Origin of the sequence: Herpetosiphon gulosus, from assembly GCF_039545135.1 — a bacterium.
Classification (GTDB): domain Bacteria; phylum Chloroflexota; class Chloroflexia; order Chloroflexales; family Herpetosiphonaceae; genus Herpetosiphon; species Herpetosiphon gulosus.
Genome location: NZ_BAABRU010000019.1, coordinates 1 through 17,183 on the forward strand (window position 1 = coordinate 1; position 17,183 = coordinate 17,183).

Sequence of the window (17,183 nt, forward strand, 5' to 3'; positions counted from 1 at the left end):
CCTGTGGATTCTACCACCATCGCCAGTTTTTGTCAAATTAGCGTGTGTGGGTGAGTGCAGCAGGTTGGTGTGTCGTGACTGGCGAAACCAGGCATGCGTTGACAGCTCGGGGATTCTACCGCAGATTGTGACCCTTGTCAAATCCCACGAACCTGACCGAAACCACGAAGGTCGCGAAGCAGCGTTTTTAGCCACGAAAGACACAAATGACACGCATGCTTACTATTGTAGCTACCGATTGACCCAGATGGTGATGATTATGCTGCTGTTCCTAACGTGCCGACCTCCATTCCCGCAGCCCCTACTGATCCCTGACCCCTGAATCCTAGTCCCTACTCTTTTGATTTTCGCCTTTCACTCAGGCCATACTGCTTTGACCAATGCTGGCAAAATAATACCGCTTGCCCCACGTAAACAGCACTCAAAGGTATCGGAGAGATAGGTTTGATCAGTATTAACTTCGATGCCATAGGCTCCATGTTCGATTGCGGTTACGGGCAAAGTGGCGGCTGGTGGCACTAAGCCCGATGTGCCAATCGAAAAAACCACATCGGCTTGAATACAGGCAGCTTTGGCATGATTAAAAGTTTTGGTGGGTAAAACTTCACCAAACCAGACAATATCAGGCCGCAACAAGGCTTGGCAACGTGGACAGCGCGGCACGCCAACCTCATCATCGGGCAACCATGCCGATTGTTCAATGACGACATGTTCTTTAGAGCACTTGACTCGATCAATGTTGCCATGCAGTTCTAAAACGTTCGGCGAGCCAGCTCGTTGATGCAAACTATCAACATTTTGGGTAATCAAGGTCAAATGTGGCACATGCTTAGCCATCTTGGCCAACGCATAATGGCCTGCATTCGGGCTGGCTTGCGCGACTAAATCACGCCGATAGGCATACCAATCCCAAACTAGCTTAGGATTACGCTCGAATGCTTCGGGCGTTGCCAAATCTTCGGGTTTCATGCGCGACCAAAAGCCAGTTTGGGCATCGCGAAACGTTGGAATCCCACTTTCTGCCGAGATTCCAGCCCCAGTCAAAATCGCGATTCGCTCGGCCTGGCGCAAACGTTGTAAAAGCTCTTCGGGAAATTTGGCCATCACCAACTCCTCTCTAAATCAAATCAATTACTCAAGCACAGCCACTAATTGCGGCAATAGTTCAGCTAGTTTTCCATGGAAGGCATGATCGGTAAAAAAGCCAAAGGTCGAGGGCTGACGGTTAATTTCAATCACGGTTGCCCCATTACGTTTGGCATGCAGCGGCAACGAAGCAGCAGGCTGCACCACTGAATCAGTGCCAATACACAAAAAAACATCGCACATGGTCGCTTGATCAGCTTCGCGCAAGCGTTCGCGCGGCACACCTTCGCCATACAACACCACATCGGGGCGCAGATAGCCGCCAGTCCGCGGGCAGCGTGGTGGAATTTCGGTTTCATCCCATGAATCCACCATGCCGCCATCTTCATAGGAGCGCATTCGCGCCAAATTGCCATGCAGTTCGATCAATTCGCGGCTGCCTGCTCGCCAATGCAGTCCATCAGTGGCTTGGGTGATCAGTTTAAATTTTGGCATAAGTTGCTCTAAATCCACCAAAGCATAATGAGCTGCGCTCGGTTGAGCTGCCTCAGCCAAACCACGCCGATAGGCAAACCATTCCCAAACCAGCCGTGGATTGCGCAAAAAGGCCTCAACCGTCGCCAATTCTTGCGGCTCGTAGCCTGCCCAGCGTGAATCGAGTCGCTGGGCCTCACGAAAACTTGGAATCCCACATTCTTGAGCTAAACCCCCGCCTGTCAGCACCGTAATTGATTGGGCATTGCGTAAGCGTTGCAACAAAACGTCTGGCAAATCGAACACGCTCAAGGGGTTTCCTCCTGCTGCAAAAGATCACGCGAAATCCAGCCGGTCATCGCTTGACCATCTTTTTCAAAGACAATATTGATCCAGACAATTCCACCTTGGGTCACAATCGCATTGGGGTCGGGCGCAACCACGCGGGTGTTGGCCGGAATTGCCATAATGATGTTGCTGCCATCGCTCTTGTATTCGGCAGTTGTGCGGACATTACTTTCTTGCAAGGTTTTGAACACCAATTCACCAACGGTTGTCGGCAAATCTGGCTCATCTGGCTGAACGGTTGGCTGGGGCTTGGCAATATTCAAACTATCAATCCAGCCTGTAATGCGCCGACCTTGATAATCGTCAATTTCAATTTTAGCCCAACCATTGCTGGTCAAGTTGGTCGCTGGATCGCGAATTACCACTTCGGTGTTACGCGGCAAGCTCACCACTAAGGCGCTATTGCGATCTTGGTTGGTATACACTGGCGTATTATCTTGGATGATGATATAGGTTTCGTTTTGTTGGCCAGGTAGCAAATTACAGGCCCAAGTTGGAATGCGCTCGCAAGCCCAGGTTTTGGCCGCCCCGCCAACTAGCCAATTACGGCCAAAGGTAAAGCCCCAAACACAGCCAATCACCAATAATGTGATTAAGCCCAAACCAAAGGCCCGTCGCCAAATAAAATTCAAGCAGCCACGGCGATAGGTTTCACGCCGAATTTCGCTGCGCAATTCGCTGCGCAATTCTTCGCGGCTAATGCCTTGTTGAACTGGCGGCGCTGGTTGCGGCGCATAATATTGCGGCGGTGGTTGTTGCACTGCTTGTTGCTGCATTGGCGGCGGTGCTTGGCGCGGTGGCATCATCGGCTTAGGCGGCGCAACATTCCAATTGGGTGCAGCGCTAGCCGAAGGCGATTGCTGTGGTGGCGGCGTGGGCGTTGGTTGGGTTCGGCGTTGAGCTAAATTTTGACGCATATCACGCATGGTGTCGCGCAAAGCTGGCAATGGCCGCACTAATTGCTTGGTTGGAGCATCAGCCGCAGAATCAACCGCCGCTAAATCACGGGCCAACGCCGCAACCGTGGCCGTGCGTTGATCGGGGTCAGCCGCTGTTGCGACTTGGAGCGCTGCCACCAACGAAGGCAAAAAGCCATTAACCTGTTGATAGATCGATGGCATGTCTTTGGCATTGGGGTCGGGCGTGATACCTGTCAACAATTCGTAGCCCAATAAGCCAAGGCTATAAACAATCGAACGCTCATCGGGCGCAGCACCTTTGAGCCGCTCTGGCGCACGATACAATTGCATATCGCTGCGTAATTCTTCGTTATTCAGCCACCACGGCTCGATCAACACCGCCCGATCGCTACTAGTGAGCAAAATCGAGCGCGAGTCAATTGGCGGGGTCGGAGTTTGGGTGTTAATCGTAATCGCCACCGCCCCAACTACTTGGCGCAGCACTTCCAAGGCCCGTTCCGCCGCTAATGGCAGCCGATCGCGCAATAAATCGCCATCGACATCTTCGGTGATCATATACGGGCGATTCCCGACCTCGCCATTATCATAGACATCGAGTAAGCCTGGATGAGTACGTTTGGCGAGGCCTTGAGCCTCATCATTAAAACGCTTGCGTAATTGCGCATTCTCCAACAAGTCGGGGCGTAGCAGATGGACTAAAACTGAACGACTCAGCCGTTCGTCGGTTGCCCGAAACACCAATGCCAAGCGATTTTCGCCCAAACGGGCTTGCACCCGATAACGGTTATGTAGTAATGGTGTTGAAGGAGCAGAAGGTTGCGTCATAAATTACATTCACCTTGCAACGCCGAGCAAATCTCGACACTACGCCAAGGGCTACGGTTTGACCGCAATAACTAACTCATAAGCATCAGCTTGCCAAGGCCGAATTTCACAATCGCAGCAGCCAAAACTTTGTAACAATTGCTGCAATTGCTGGGCTGTCCAAGCCTTGCCTGGCAACCAACGGGCATGCCGTGGAGTCCAAGTGCTGATGATTAATGTGCCTTCTGGTTGTAAAACCCGCCACATCTCAGCAATGGCCCGCCGTGGACGGGGAAAATATTCCAAAGCTTCTAAACATGTTACCACGCCAAAACTTTGGTCAGGCCAGCGTTGCAAATTATCGCCGCTGCCTTCGTGCCATTGAATCCGTTCGGTAACTTTGGCGTGTTGGGCTTTGATTTGGGCCTGTGCCAACATCGCCGCCGTCAGATCAAGCCCATGAATCGCCCCATGAAACCAGGTTTCTTGGGCCAGCAACAGTGGAACGCGGCCTGTGCCAGTGCCAACATCAAGGGTCGCCGCATACGGCATGGCCATCAGCGCAACCCGCAACGGCCCACCAAGGTGAACCTCGTCGTGGATTGTAACATTGCTACGCACACGATCATAAATCGATGCACCACGGCTGTAAATCCAGCGCACCACACCTCGGCCAAAATAGCTGCCTTCGCCAATAATAATCAGCCAATACAGCAGCCCAAGGCCCACTACCACACTACTGAGCAGCCAAATCCAGATCATAGGCCGATTATAGCATAGCCCTCTTGTCGCTAGCAGTGTTCGCCGTCTATAATTCAGGTATTGGGCAAACAACCAGCGATGGTCGCAACGAAGCGACTAAGGAGCATGTATGCACGAACTTGCTAGCCACTTCGCAGCTTTTCGCCGTCAGATTGTTGGTATTGATCAGCATTTTATGACACCTTATGGCTCGCTGCCAATAGTTTATGCCGATTGGACAGCAAGTGGGCGTTTATATGCGCCAATCGAGTTGCAAATGCTGAATGTGTTTGGGCCGTTTGTCGGCAATACCCACTCCGAATCGAATATCACTGGCACCTCGATGACCGAAGCCTATCATTTTGCCCAACGTTTAATCAAGCAGCATGTCAACGCCACCAACGATGATGTATTGATTTTGGCTGGCTCAGGCATGACCGCTGTGGTCAATAAATTTCAGCGCATTTTGGGTTTGCGTATGCCCGAACAATGGGCCGAGCAGATTAAGTTCTCGAAAAATGAGCGGCCTGTGGTGTTCATCTCGCATATGGAGCATCACTCCAACCATACCTCATGGCTCGAAACGATCGCCGAGGTCGTGGTTGTGCCGCCCGATGATCAAGGGCTAATCGATCCCGCTAATTTGGATGCTTTGCTGCCTGCCTATGCTGAACGCAGCGTTAAAATCGGCGCATTCACCGCTTGCTCGAATGTGACTGGCGTGCGCACGCCCTACCACGAGTTGGCGCGGGTGATGCATGCACACGGCGGAGTTTGCTTTATTGATTTTGCGGCTTCAGCGCCCTATGTTGAAATTGATATGCACCCAGCCGACTCAACCGCCGCGCTTGATGCGATTTATTTCTCGCCCCATAAATGTTTGGGTGGGCCGGCCACACCTGGGGTATTGATTTTTAGCAGCAAGCTCTACCATAATCGGGTTCCCGATCAGCCTGGTGGTGGCACGGTCAATTGGACTAACCCATGGATGGGCCATAGTTTTGTCAGCGATATCGAAGCGCGGGAAGATGGTGGTACTCCCGCTTTTTTGCAAACGATCAAGGCGGCGCTGGCCTTCCAACTTAAGCAAACCATGGGCGTTGAGCAGATCGAAGCCCGCGAAGCCCAATTGACCAAACGTTTATTCCAAGGTTTGCGTTCAATCGATGGCATTCATATTCTGGCCGATCATTTGGAACAAAGGCAAGGGATCTTTTCGTTCTATATTGAGAATTTGCACTACAACTTGATTGTACAATTGCTGAATGATCGTTTTGGGGTGCAGGTGCGTGGCGGATGTTCCTGCGCTGGAACCTATGGCCACTATTTATTGCACGTCGATCCCCAGCGTTCCAAACGAATCACCGATTTAATTGATCAAGGCGATTTATCGGATAAACCTGGCTGGGTGCGGCTTTCGATCCACCCAACCACGACCGATCACGAGGCCGAATATTTGATCGATGCGCTGAATCAAGTAGTGAGCAATGGCTCAGCGTGGGCCGAAGATTATCAATATTCGAATAAAACCAATGAATGGCGGCATCGCCGACCAATTCCGCAGGATATAGGAGCGTGGTTTCAGTGTTGCGATTTGGTCGAGCATTAATTGAATTTGGGCGGGGCTTAGTTGGTTGGCTGGGGCTACTCAATTTGCTGAGTGCGCTCGTCAACCTGCCCAACCTTGGCTGGCTAGCTCAACGTCGCCGCGATGGCCTACTTGGCGCATTGCTGGCAGTTTGGGGCTGGCGCGGTGGGCGTTGGCGCTGGCTTAGTTTTTGGTTAGCCGTGCCAATTCAATTAGCGCTGGCTTCGTTGCGCAGCTTGTGGCATAACCCGCTGCGCCAATTTATGGCTGGCTCAACAATTTGCCAGCCAATTCAAATTATGCTCGATTCTGGCGAGCATGTGCCAGGCTTGTGGTATGCCAAATCGCACACCAACACGGCAATTCTCTATTTGCATGGCGCTGGCAACGACAAAACCCGCTATGCAACGCGGACCATCGAGCAGTTGCAACAAGCGGGTTTTAGCGTGCTAGCAATCGATCTAGCGGGCCAAGGCGAAAATCCGCGCATGCTCGATGTGCCCGATAGCAACACCGATGTAGCAGCGGCGGTCGCGTGGTTGCGCCAATATGCCGACCATGTTGTGGTAGTAGCCGTCAGTTTGGGCGGCTGTATCGGAGCACGGGCAATTGCCGATGGTGTAGCAGTTGATGGCTTGGTGATTATTGGTGCGCCAGTTGCACTCGATCTCAACAGCAATCATTATATTCGCAGCGAACTACGGGCTTTGTTGCGCCCGCAATTTTGGCAATACCCCGACCGCATGAGCTTGTTTCAACTGTGGCAGCAATGGCAAGCGCCGCCAATGCGCATCGCCATGGGCTTTAACCAACTTTTCCCAACGCTTAATTTGGCCGATTCGCTCAGCCGTATTCGTGCCCCAATCTTGCTAGTCTATGGTCAACGCGACCGAATCGCACCCTATCAGGCAGTTTTGAGCAACTTGGCGACCATTCCCGACGTAACCTTACAACTGATGCCTGAACACAGCCATCTGACTTTGCCGATGGAAACTTTTCCGCTAACCGCAGTCACAACTTGGATTCATGAGAGAATTGAGTCGAGTGAAGGAGCAATTCATGTTTGATCTAGAAGTCTGGCGAGCCGATATTCTGCAACGCTTGCGCCGTTTTGTGCGAGCACCGCAAACCGAAATGGGCATTTATGGCACTGAACGCCTAACCTACTATCTGACTAGTTTGGTACTTGAGCCGTTTTTTCAGGCCTTTACCAACCAACCATTACGCGCCGTTGTCACACTGGCCAATGTCACCCAAACTGCTGGCACCAGTTTTCTGATTCATAACGCCAATACTCTGCGCTATAGCCAGCAACTACTGTGGAGCGAATTTGAGCATTCGCCAGCCTTGCGCTTGGTAATCGAGCAAATTCTGCTCAAGCTCGATGTGATTGAGCATCTGTTACACACGCTCGATGATGCCGAAGCCCACTGGTTGCGCCAAAGCCTGAGCGATGAGATTGAGCCATATCGGCGCAACGGCGAATTAACTGAATTGCGCCATGCCCTGAATGAAATTCCATGGCAAACCCGCTATAGCACCGTGCGTTCGCTGCAAACCCGCCGTGGTCACTACACGGGCAGCGATTGGCAATTAATCGAGCAAGCATTAAGCGATCGGGTGGCGATGGTTCGCGCAGCGGGAGCACGCCAACTAGGCCGTGCCCAAAGCAATTTGGCTGGACATCTACGTGAGCGGCTGTTTCATGTGGCCTTGTATGATCGCGATTTAGGAGCGCGATATGCTGCGGCTCGTTCGATTGGCACCTTGCGCAACCAATTAATCGATGGCCTGAGCCGCGAATTGCTCACCACCGCCTTGTTTCATGATGATAGTTTTGTACGTTCGGCAGCATGTTTGGTGCTTGGGCAACTCGGCAGTGCCATGGTTACGCCCAGCATTTTGGATAGCCTAATCAGCGTTTTGCAGGATGCCGACCCCTACGCCCGCGAAGCTGCTGCTAACGCCTTTGCAGCAATGGGTCATGCTGCGGCAACTGCCGAAGTCTTGGCAGCCTTACGAACAGCGGTTTTAGATAGCGACCAATATGTCCATGAAGCGGCATTAGGCGCAATTACTGCGCTTAAGGATTAAACAGCAACCGAAATAAGATGATCACATGAGACTTTTAGTCGCACTTTTGAGACTTTAGGCTAAGCACTTCTTGCTATGCTAATTCCACATTCAAATGGAATCAACCATAGTACGAGGAGTGTACAAGGATGGCACATCGATTATTCAAACAAGCATGGCGCGGATCACTCGTTGCAGCCCTACTGCTCACAATTCCAATCGCAGGTCATGCCCAAGTTAGCCAACCTTCGCTTGAATCAAGCGATCAAGAAGCCGCTGATTTTGATTACGCCAACTATGCCCAACACTTTCAAGTAACATCAGCAATTGCCGCTCAACGCTTTCGAATTCAGGCCGCAGCAGGTGATCTTGAGGCCGTGTTGCGCCGTAACGAATCGGCAATATTTGCGGGATTATGGATCGAACATGCCCCAACATTTCGGGTAATCGTTCAATTTACCAGTGCCGGAAGCCAAACCCTTAGTCCATATCTAACCGATCCCGAGTTGGCTGCGGTCGTTGAAGTTCGCACCGCAACCCAGACCGTCAATGGATTAGAACAAGATCAAGCAACAACACGAGCAGCAATCAACAATTTGGGGGTTAATCACGATTCTGATATTGTGATTCAAACTGGGCGGATCGAAGTGTATGTTGTCGATTCAAGCATCATTGACACTGCTCAACGCCAAGGTCGGCTCGTATTGCCTGCCAATGTTGATATTGTGACCGTTGCTCGTTTGAGCCAACCTCAAGCTGATGTTTATGGAGGGTTAAGCATCACAGGGTGTACGTCGGGGTTTGCGGTAAAACATATCGATAATACCAAGGGCATTGCAACTGCGGGACATTGTGGCAATGCGCAAGCGCTTGGAGGGATTAATCTTACCTACAAAAATGGGATCGTTTCCTATTCGCATGATATTCAATGGCATACAGCCGTCGGCAATACGATTAAAAATCAAATTCGCTATAAACTTGATGGAACCCGACGCAATATTACAGCGACCAAAAGCCGGGTCAGCCAATCTGTTGGCACGGTTGTCTGTAAATATGGCCGAACAACAGCTTATACATGCGGCACGATTAGCTCGAAAAATTATGCCCCAAGCTATGTTACCAATGCTAACGCAACCTTTATTCGCGTTGATAATAATGCTGGCTATACCGATCTAACTGCAGGTGGTGATAGCGGTGGCCCATGGTTTGTCAATGGCACTGCCTATGGTATCCAAAGTGGCGATGTTGGCGCTGACCCAAATGATTCAATTTATATGGCCGTCAACTACATCACTGGAATGAATGTTAGTGTAATGACCGCCCCCTAATTAACAATCATAGAGTAACTAAAGCTAGGCAGATGCACCATCACCTGCCTAGCTTTATAGTTTAAGCAAAATTAACGAACCCCGATCAACTCCACATCAAAAATCAATTCAGCATTAGGTGGAATTACACCAGGGTAACCGCGTTCGCCATAAGCTAAATTGCCTGGAATATACAAGCGCCGCTTACCACCAACATTCATCGTCGATAAGCCTTCATCCCAGCCTTTGATCACTTGGCCAACCCCCAAAATGAATTCAAATGGCTCGCCTCGATCAACCGAGCTATCGAATTTGGTTCCGTTGGTGAGTGTGCCTGTATAATGAACAATCACCGTTTGGCCAGCTTTAGGTTGCGCCCCTGTTCCGACAACCTGTTCTTCGTAGCGCAAGCCCGATGGAGTTGTTTGCATCGAAAGAGCCTCCTCTGAGATTGATTGGGCCAATTATCAAGGAACATAGGAAAAATCGCAATTCAGGCTATAATAGAAACTAGCAAATTTGTACGCTTGGGCAGGAGTGCGCCGGATGTTGCCAGAGAAGCTGCGTGTTCGTAATTTTATGTGTTATCGCGATGATGTTCCTACACTCGATTTCGAAGGAATTCGGGTGGCTTGTTTGTCGGGCGAAAATGGCGCTGGCAAATCGGCCTTACTCGATGCAATCACTTGGGCGCTTTGGGGCAAGGCTCGCGTTTCCTCCGATGATGAATTGATCGCGTTGGGCGCACAGGAGATGGAAGTTGATTTGCAATTTAGCGTTGCCAAAATCTCCTATCGCGTGTTGCGCCGCCGTTCATCAGCCAAACGTGGCCAAACCATCCTCGAAATTCAAGTTAACGATGGTGATCATTGGCGAGCAATTTCTGGCAATAGCATCCGCGAAACCCAAGAGATCATTCATTCTGTGCTGCGCATGGAATACGATACCTTTATCAACAGTGCTTTTTTGGTGCAAGGCAAGGCCGATGAATTTACCCGCAAAGCACCTGCCGAACGCAAACGAGTGCTGGCCGAAATTTTGGGATTAGATGCCTACGAGCAACTTGAAGCCCGCGCCAAAGAGCAGGTGCGCTATTTCAGCGACCGCGCTCAAGGCCTCGAAGGCACAATCAGCAGCTATCGCGAATGGGTCAATAAACGTGATTTTTACCTGAGCCAAGAGGCCGAAGCGCAACAGCGAGTGCAGCATCTCAGCCATGAAATCCAACAAGCAACACTAATTTTTGAGCAAGCCGACCAGCAACGCCGCAATCTCGAAAGCCGCAAGGCCGAACGCGACCGCGAGCTAAGCCGCAGCCGCGACCTCGAACGCCAAATTGCTGAAAGCGATGCCGATTATCGCCAACTGGCTCAAGATATTGGCGTAGCTCAAGCGATGGTCGCTCGTCAAAGCGAAATCGAAACCAATTTTCAGGCCTTGCAAGCTGCTCGTGAAGAGTTGGTCGTGCTTGATCGCCTGCGTGAGCAAATTGTCCAGCTCAACGATCAATATAAAGAGCAACGAGCATTGGTCGAGCGCGAAGAACTTTCGTTGCAACATCAACTCCAACAATATCAGCGTGATCAGCAAACTAACGCCGAATTGATCGCCAATAAAGCCAGTAAGCAAGCAGATTTGACAGCCATGGCCGAGCAATTAGCCAGCTTCGCCAACGATCAACGCCATTTAGAGCAAGCCCGTAGCCAACGCAACGAGTTAGAGCAACAAAGCAGCAACTTAACTCAACTGCAGGTTGAAGTCCAACGATTGCAAGGCTTAATCAACGTGCGCGGCGATTCGCTGATTGCCGCACGCGAGGAGCAAAATCGCCGGATCATCGAGGCCGACAACGTTTTGTCCAACGAATCACGCTGGCGCAGCGAATTCGAAACCTCGGTTGCCCAACAAAAAGCCCTTATTCGCGATGAGCGCAAGCTCCAAGAGCTGCGCAGCCGCGACCAACAAGATGCCAAGCAACTCGGCGAACTATCGGCTCAAGAGAGCAATTTAAAGCAACTTGGCAAGCAAATTAACGATAAAATCGACCAACTGCGGTCAACCCACGATACCCACTGCCCACTCTGCCAGAGCGATATCGGCCAGCATGGCATTCACCAAGTGATCGAGCAATATATCGTTGAACGCGATGATCTGCGCGATCAATATCGTGAGGCCAGCCAAGCTCGCAAACAACTGAGCAACGAATATGATGCTCGCCAACGCGAAATTCAAGGTTTGGAGCGCAAAGTTGCTCAGCTGAGCACCTTAGCCGCAGCAGTTGGCCGCTTGGAAGGCCAAATTAGCGAGGCCCAAGAGCATCGCAACAAGCGCAGCGAAGCTGAGAGCACCTTGCGCGATTTGAATCAACGGCTTGAACATGGCGATTTTGCCCACGAAGAACGCGCCGCCTTGGCCCAAGCCCAAACCGAGATTGCCGAACTAGGTCTTGATCAAGCGTCACTTGATGCCCAACGCCAAGCCAATGGCGGATTGATCGCCCAGCTTGAGCAACGGCTAGCCCAACGGGGCGCAATTGAAGCCAAAGCCGCCGTGCTCCAAGAACAACTTGAGCGAATTCAGACGGCTGAAACCCATAATGCTACGTTGCATGAAACAATTTTGAGCTTGCAAGTGCAGCTTGATAGTCAGCAATTTGCCCAAACAGCGCGGCAACAGGCCGAGGCAATCTACCAGCAAATGGCCGAATTGGGCTATGCTAAACAACGTCATCAAGAAGTACGCGATGCAGTTGCCAGCCTTGGTCATTGGGAGGGCGAATATCATCAGTTGCGTTCGGCGCAAACCAACTTGGACACCAATCAACGTCAAGCCCAGCGTTTGGCCGAATTGATCGAGCGCCAACGCCAAGAGCTAGCTCAAATTCAAGTAACCGTCAATCAACTCAACCAAGAGTTGGCCCAATTGCCAGCCGCCATTCAAGCTGCCGAAACCGCGCAACGCACAATCAACGAGTTTCGCGGGCGCTTGGCCGTGGCCCAAAAAGATTTGGGGGCGGCGCAGCAAAACGTCCAGCATGTGGCCCAAGTCGCTGAGCAGTTGGCCGAAGCCGAAAAAGAATTGCTCTCGGTACAAGAGCAACGCGATGTTCACAGCGAATTGGTACGAGCCTTTGGCAAAAAAGGCATTCAAGCCATGCTAATCGAAACGGCAATTCCTGAGCTTGAGCGCGAAGCTAACGAATTACTCAGCCGTATGACCGATAACCAAATGCACTTGCGCTTTGAAACCCAGCGCGAAACCAAAAAAGGCGACACCAGCGAAACCCTCGATATTCAAATTGCCGATGAACAAGGCACACGCCGCTATGATTTGTATAGTGGTGGCGAGGCCTTCCGCATCAACTTTGCGATTCGGATTGCCATGAGCAAAATGCTGGCTCGCCGCGCTGGAGCCAACTTGCAAACCTTAATTATCGATGAAGGCTTTGGTTCGCAAGATGGTCGTGGACGTGAACGCTTGGTCGAGGCTATCACCCAAGTTCAACCAGATTTCAGTCGCATCTTGGTAATTACTCACATCCAAGAATTGAAGGATCAATTTCCGGTGCAGATCGAAATTACCAAGCACGACAATGGCTCACGTTGGGCGGTGAATTAAAAGAGCATAGAACAAAGAGCATAGAACATAGCCAAGATCGTGGTTGCTCTGCGCCTTTGCGTTTAAACAGAAATGTACTTCATGCTAAAAATCGTGCTACTCCAACTTCCTGTTCCCAACAATCCAGCGGCGAATGTGCCGCTAGCAGCGGGCTACCTCAAAGCATGGGCCTACAATCAAGGCTTGCTTGAGCGTATGCAAATTGAGATTGTGCCACGCGCTATTGCCGACCGTGGTGGTGATCGCCTGATTTGTAATTGGATCGCCGCCCAACAACCACACGTACTTGGTATTTCGCTGTATACATGGAATAGCGAACGCTCGTTGCAACTTGTCAGCCAACTCAAACAAGCATTGCCAAAGTTGATCGTGGTGGTTGGCGGCCCTGAAGTGCAGCGCAATAACACTTGGGTTTTACAACATCCAGCGGTCGATATTGCGGTCGAGGGCGAGGGCGAACAAACCTTCAGCGAATTACTGTTAGCGCTCGAACACCAGCAGCAGCAAATTAGCCTGCCGATGCATAACCAAGCCCAATTGCCTTATCCGCTGGTTGCTGGCACATTGCAATATCATGCGGGTCAATTGCATGCTGGCTTGCCCCGCCCCGCTATGGGCAGCCTTGATCCAATTCCATCGCCCTATTTGCTGGGCTTTTTGGAGCTACGGGCTGGCGAAATTGCCTTTATCGAATGTTCGCGCTGGTGTCCCTATGGCTGTACCTTCTGTTTGTATGGCCGCAATATGGGCACAAAATTGGGTGGTCGCATGTTTGGCAGCCAACGGGTGTTGGCTGAGGTGGCATGGGCACGCCAGCAGGGCGCACGGGCAATTCATTTTGTTGAGGCAAATCTCAATTTGTTGCCCAATTTTCGCGAATTGATGCACGGCCTGCAAAGCATCAATCAGCCTGAACCAACGCCAATTTATGCCGAATTACGTGGCGAACACCTTAAGCCCGAAAGTGTTGAGGCCTTGGTGCAAGCAGGCTTGACCGTGGCCGAAGTTGGCTTACAAAGCGCCAATCGCACGGCCTTGCAAGCAGTAGGGCGGCGTACCGACCTCGAAAAATGGGCCGAAGGCACACGCCGTTTGTATCAGCATAGCGTTGATGTGTTGCTCGATGTCATTTTGGGCTTGCCCGAAGATGATGCTACCAGCACCCACGCCACAATCGAATGGATTCAGCAGCAACAGCTTGGCGATTACGATATTTTCACCTTGCAAGTGTTGCCCGGCACAGGCGTGCGCAACGATGCCAAACGCTTTGGCATGCAATTTCAAGATCGCCCACCCTACTACATTTTGGCCAATCATTGGCTCAACTACCAACAACTCCGCGCCTTACGCTGGGATTTGCGTGAACAAGCCGGGCTTGATCCCTTGGCAATCGAAGGCATGCCGCAACCAGCCTGCGATGTTTGGCTCCAAACCTGCGAGCAAGCAATTCAGGTAATCGATCAGCCAATTCGTACTATCATTTTAGATTGTCGGGCAAACTTAAGTTTAACTGAATGGCAGGAGCAAGGCCAACATTATGCTGATCAGGTTGCAAGTCATGTGGTAATCGTGGCGCATCACAGCGATTTGGCCGTGATCGAGGCTTTTTGCTGGCCCATCGCCCAAGCCAACCTCACGATTCACTGGGATGTTGTGCTCGATCAGCCGCTTGCCCCCAACGCATTACGTCAACTCCAACAACGCTGGCCGCATACCATTGGCTACCTCGATCGCATCGCGGTCTATCGGCGCTGGCAAGCCGAGCCTGCCTGGGTACAAGTCACGCCGCGCTGGTGGATTCGCTGCGATTGGCAACAAGCGCTCGATCCATTGAGTTACGAAGGGATTGCTGAGGTCGTTTGGCAAGTCGATGCCGATCAAGCTAGTGCAGCGATTCCAGTTCTGAATCGACGGGGTGGGATGGGAATTGTGATCGAAGCTAAGCAATTTGAGCCAACATGGCAGGAACTAAGTGAGCATTTAGCAATTTTAGCTCCCCTGCCACACGATTAAATACTGCAAGGGCATCAAATTAATCATGTTTGGGCCTATTTGAAATTATTTAGGTCAATCACCACCCTTCTAAATCGCAATGCGTGGGTAGTCGTTGTTGCTCGATGAAATTAGAAATCGGCAAAACCATAGTCATGCCCCACACTTGAGACTCGCCCAAGCAAAAACCCACCCTACAGTCGGGACTAAGGTATTAGCAAAATCAATTCTATCGGCCATCGTAGCTGAGTACAATAGATGCATCATGGGCATTTGGGAGGGCCAGTTATGCATTATCTCTTCGATCATCCAACATGTATTCGGCGCACATCGCCTCAACATTTAGCAAGTTATGCCTATGGCGTGCGGGCCAGCTGCTCAGTGCGCCATCCGGCTGGCGATGGGGTCGATGATCCGCGCTTTTTATTATTTGGCCCCCAGCGTGGCAATTATCGCCATTGGTTCGATACCTATGAAATTAAGCCCGATAATGCTCCCGATTGGTATGCCCTGACGTTTCCTAAGCCCACCAAGTTAAATGTGGTTTATTGGATGCATGGCCCAATGTTTGATGACCATGGTTGGTGGACTTCGCTACAAGTCGAATATCGCGATGCTGAAGGCGCTTGGCACAAGGTTGACGATTTGCAGATCACGCCAAATTACCATTTTAGCCCACAACGTGGCGATCGTAAGCCCTTCAGTGCCTATGCTGCCCATTTCAATCCAGTCCGAACCAGCGCAATTCGGCTGATCGGTCAGCCCAGCGGCAAGCCGCAAATTACAACGATGGCCTATCTCGCCGCCGATTGGAGCACCTGCGAAGGCATCGCCGCCCACTTACGCCATATTCAGCAACCGTCGCCTGCTATTTTTGATCTATTACCAGCCAATACGTTGTGGGATACCTTAGCCAGCCTGCGTGATTTAACCAAAATTGCCTTTGATTTACAAACCAGCGCAGGCTTGGGGCTTGACCATTTTCTGGAGCCACAGCATTATCAACGCTTCCACGAAAGCCAACGTCAATGCTTCGCCGATGATTCGTTGTATCAATTAATTGGTCAGCACGCTGGTTGGCGCAAACTTGGCCAAACGATCGAGCAAGCGCGTGAACAAGCCTATGAAACTAAACAGCCAGTCATCGCTCAGCATCATGGCGGTTTGGTGTGGTTGGTCGTGCCAGTCATCAGCAACGATACTGTTTTAGGTACAATCGAAAATCGCAATTTTATTGCTCAAGAGCCAATCGATTGGCAATGGCATCGCTGTTATGCCCAAGAATTGGGGCTGGATTGGGAGCGCTATCAGACGGCATTGGAACAAATCAGCACATTTAGCCAACAACAAATTAATGCCACAATCAACCATGTGCAGCAACTAGTACGCCTAGCGCAACAATTGCTCAAAGATAGCCAAGAGATTCATACCCTGAAAAGTAGCGCCTTAGCCGCCGAGGTGTTTAGTCGCTCCAAGAGCACCTTTATGAGCATGATGAGCCATGAATTACGCACGCCGCTGAATGCAATTATTGGTTATAGTGAGCTGCTGATCGACGATCTGAGCGCGACAAATCAAGCACAATCAACCGATGATGCCCGCCAAATTCGGAGTGCAGGCCGCCATTTGCTGCATGTAATCGAAACAATTTTGCAGGTAGCCAACTTGGAATCAGGTGCATCAAATGTGCATTACGACGATGTTGATCTCGAAATGCTGACCAATTCGTTAGAGCTTAGTTTGCGCACGCAATTTCAAAAACGCAGCAATCAACTTGAAATTAAAATCGATCCCAATGCCTCGTGGGTCTATTCGGATAGCTCAAAAGTTCGCCAGATTATCTTTCAATTGCTGAATAATGCCAATAAATTCACCGATCATGGCCAAGTGCGGCTGACGATTGCCCCCGATAGCCTTGACCCCGAGATGCTAGCATTCGAGGTTTGCGACACAGGAATTGGCATCGATCATGAGCATTTGCCGCTCCTATTTGCTGAATTCAGCCAACTTGATGCCTCAAGCACTCGCCGCTACGATGGCACGGGCATGGGCTTGGCACTCTGTCGCCACTTGGCGCGGCTGCTTGGCGGCGATATTCGGGTTTGGAGCGAGCCTGGGATTGGCTCAACCTTTACCCTCGCCATCCCCCGTCAAAGCGTGATGACTCCAGTTAACGACCTCTGATCATTTAGTAAAACAGTGCTATGCTATAAGGCGCAACGGGGCTACACG

Annotated in this window: 12 protein-coding genes; 7 read left to right on the forward strand and 5 right to left on the reverse strand. The window is 51.0% G+C overall.

The window, feature by feature from the left end; all coding sequences use genetic code 11:
• Positions 1 to 354 precede the first annotated feature (354 nt).
• Genes ABEB26_RS21145 through ABEB26_RS21160 form a run of 4 tightly spaced genes read right to left on the reverse strand, consistent with a single transcriptional unit; the run spans position 355 to position 4,394 of the window.
• The gene (locus ABEB26_RS21145; protein ID WP_345724063.1) at positions 355 to 1,104 is read right to left on the reverse strand and encodes an SIR2 family NAD-dependent protein deacylase; all 750 of its coding nucleotides are present in this window, start codon (positions 1,102 to 1,104) and stop codon (positions 355 to 357) included.
• A 27-nt stretch (positions 1,105 to 1,131) separates the two neighbouring features.
• A complete protein-coding gene (locus tag ABEB26_RS21150; protein ID WP_345724138.1) occupies positions 1,132 to 1,866 on the reverse strand; it encodes an SIR2 family NAD-dependent protein deacylase in 735 nt (244 codons plus the stop codon).
• A 2-nt stretch (positions 1,867 to 1,868) separates the two neighbouring features.
• Positions 1,869 to 3,653: a serine/threonine-protein kinase gene (locus ABEB26_RS21155; RefSeq protein WP_345724064.1), complete on the reverse strand. Its 1,785-nt coding sequence runs from the start codon at positions 3,651 to 3,653 to the stop codon at positions 1,869 to 1,871.
• A 51-nt stretch (positions 3,654 to 3,704) separates the two neighbouring features.
• A complete protein-coding gene (locus tag ABEB26_RS21160) occupies positions 3,705 to 4,394 on the reverse strand; it encodes a class I SAM-dependent methyltransferase (protein ID WP_345724065.1) in 690 nt (229 codons plus the stop codon).
• Positions 4,395 to 4,503: 109 nt separating this feature from the next.
• Here ABEB26_RS21160 and ABEB26_RS21165 point away from each other — a divergent pair, with 109 nt between their 5' ends.
• The 4 genes from ABEB26_RS21165 to ABEB26_RS21180 all read left to right on the forward strand — a co-directional run bounded on the left by ABEB26_RS21165 (position 4,504) and on the right by ABEB26_RS21180 (position 9,362).
• On the forward strand, positions 4,504 to 5,982 hold the full coding sequence (locus ABEB26_RS21165) for an aminotransferase class V-fold PLP-dependent enzyme (RefSeq protein WP_345724066.1): 1,479 nt from the start codon (positions 4,504 to 4,506) through the stop codon (positions 5,980 to 5,982).
• Positions 5,958 to 7,028, forward strand: coding sequence for an alpha/beta hydrolase (locus ABEB26_RS21170; RefSeq protein ID WP_345724067.1), 1,071 nt, complete (start codon positions 5,958 to 5,960; stop codon positions 7,026 to 7,028). Before ABEB26_RS21165 ends, ABEB26_RS21170 begins: the two co-directional genes overlap by 25 nt.
• Positions 7,021 to 8,055: a HEAT repeat domain-containing protein gene (locus ABEB26_RS21175; RefSeq protein ID WP_345724068.1), complete on the forward strand. Its 1,035-nt coding sequence runs from the start codon at positions 7,021 to 7,023 to the stop codon at positions 8,053 to 8,055. Before ABEB26_RS21170 ends, ABEB26_RS21175 begins: the two co-directional genes overlap by 8 nt.
• Positions 8,056 to 8,183: 128 nt before the next feature.
• Positions 8,184 to 9,362, forward strand: a complete 1,179-nt coding sequence (locus ABEB26_RS21180; protein ID WP_345724069.1) for a S1 family peptidase — start codon at positions 8,184 to 8,186, stop codon at positions 9,360 to 9,362.
• Positions 9,363 to 9,433: 71 nt separating this feature from the next.
• On the opposite strand, the gene ABEB26_RS21185 is transcribed toward ABEB26_RS21180, so the two are convergent.
• The gene (locus ABEB26_RS21185) at positions 9,434 to 9,772 is read right to left on the reverse strand and encodes an FKBP-type peptidyl-prolyl cis-trans isomerase (RefSeq protein ID WP_012190713.1); all 339 of its coding nucleotides are present in this window, start codon (positions 9,770 to 9,772) and stop codon (positions 9,434 to 9,436) included.
• A gap of 115 nt (positions 9,773 to 9,887) precedes the next feature.
• Here ABEB26_RS21185 and ABEB26_RS21190 point away from each other — a divergent pair, with 115 nt between their 5' ends.
• The 3 genes from ABEB26_RS21190 to ABEB26_RS21200 all read left to right on the forward strand — a co-directional run bounded on the left by ABEB26_RS21190 (position 9,888) and on the right by ABEB26_RS21200 (position 17,135).
• On the forward strand, positions 9,888 to 12,959 hold the full coding sequence (locus ABEB26_RS21190; RefSeq protein WP_345724071.1) for an AAA family ATPase: 3,072 nt from the start codon (positions 9,888 to 9,890) through the stop codon (positions 12,957 to 12,959).
• Between the two features lie 81 nt (positions 12,960 to 13,040).
• Entirely contained in the window at positions 13,041 to 14,972 is a 1,932-nt protein-coding gene (locus tag ABEB26_RS21195; protein WP_345724072.1) for a B12-binding domain-containing radical SAM protein, read from the forward strand.
• 267 nt (positions 14,973 to 15,239) lie between these two features.
• On the forward strand, positions 15,240 to 17,135 hold the full coding sequence (locus tag ABEB26_RS21200; protein WP_345724073.1) for an ATP-binding protein: 1,896 nt from the start codon (positions 15,240 to 15,242) through the stop codon (positions 17,133 to 17,135).
• The last annotated feature ends 48 nt before the right edge of the window (positions 17,136 to 17,183 follow it).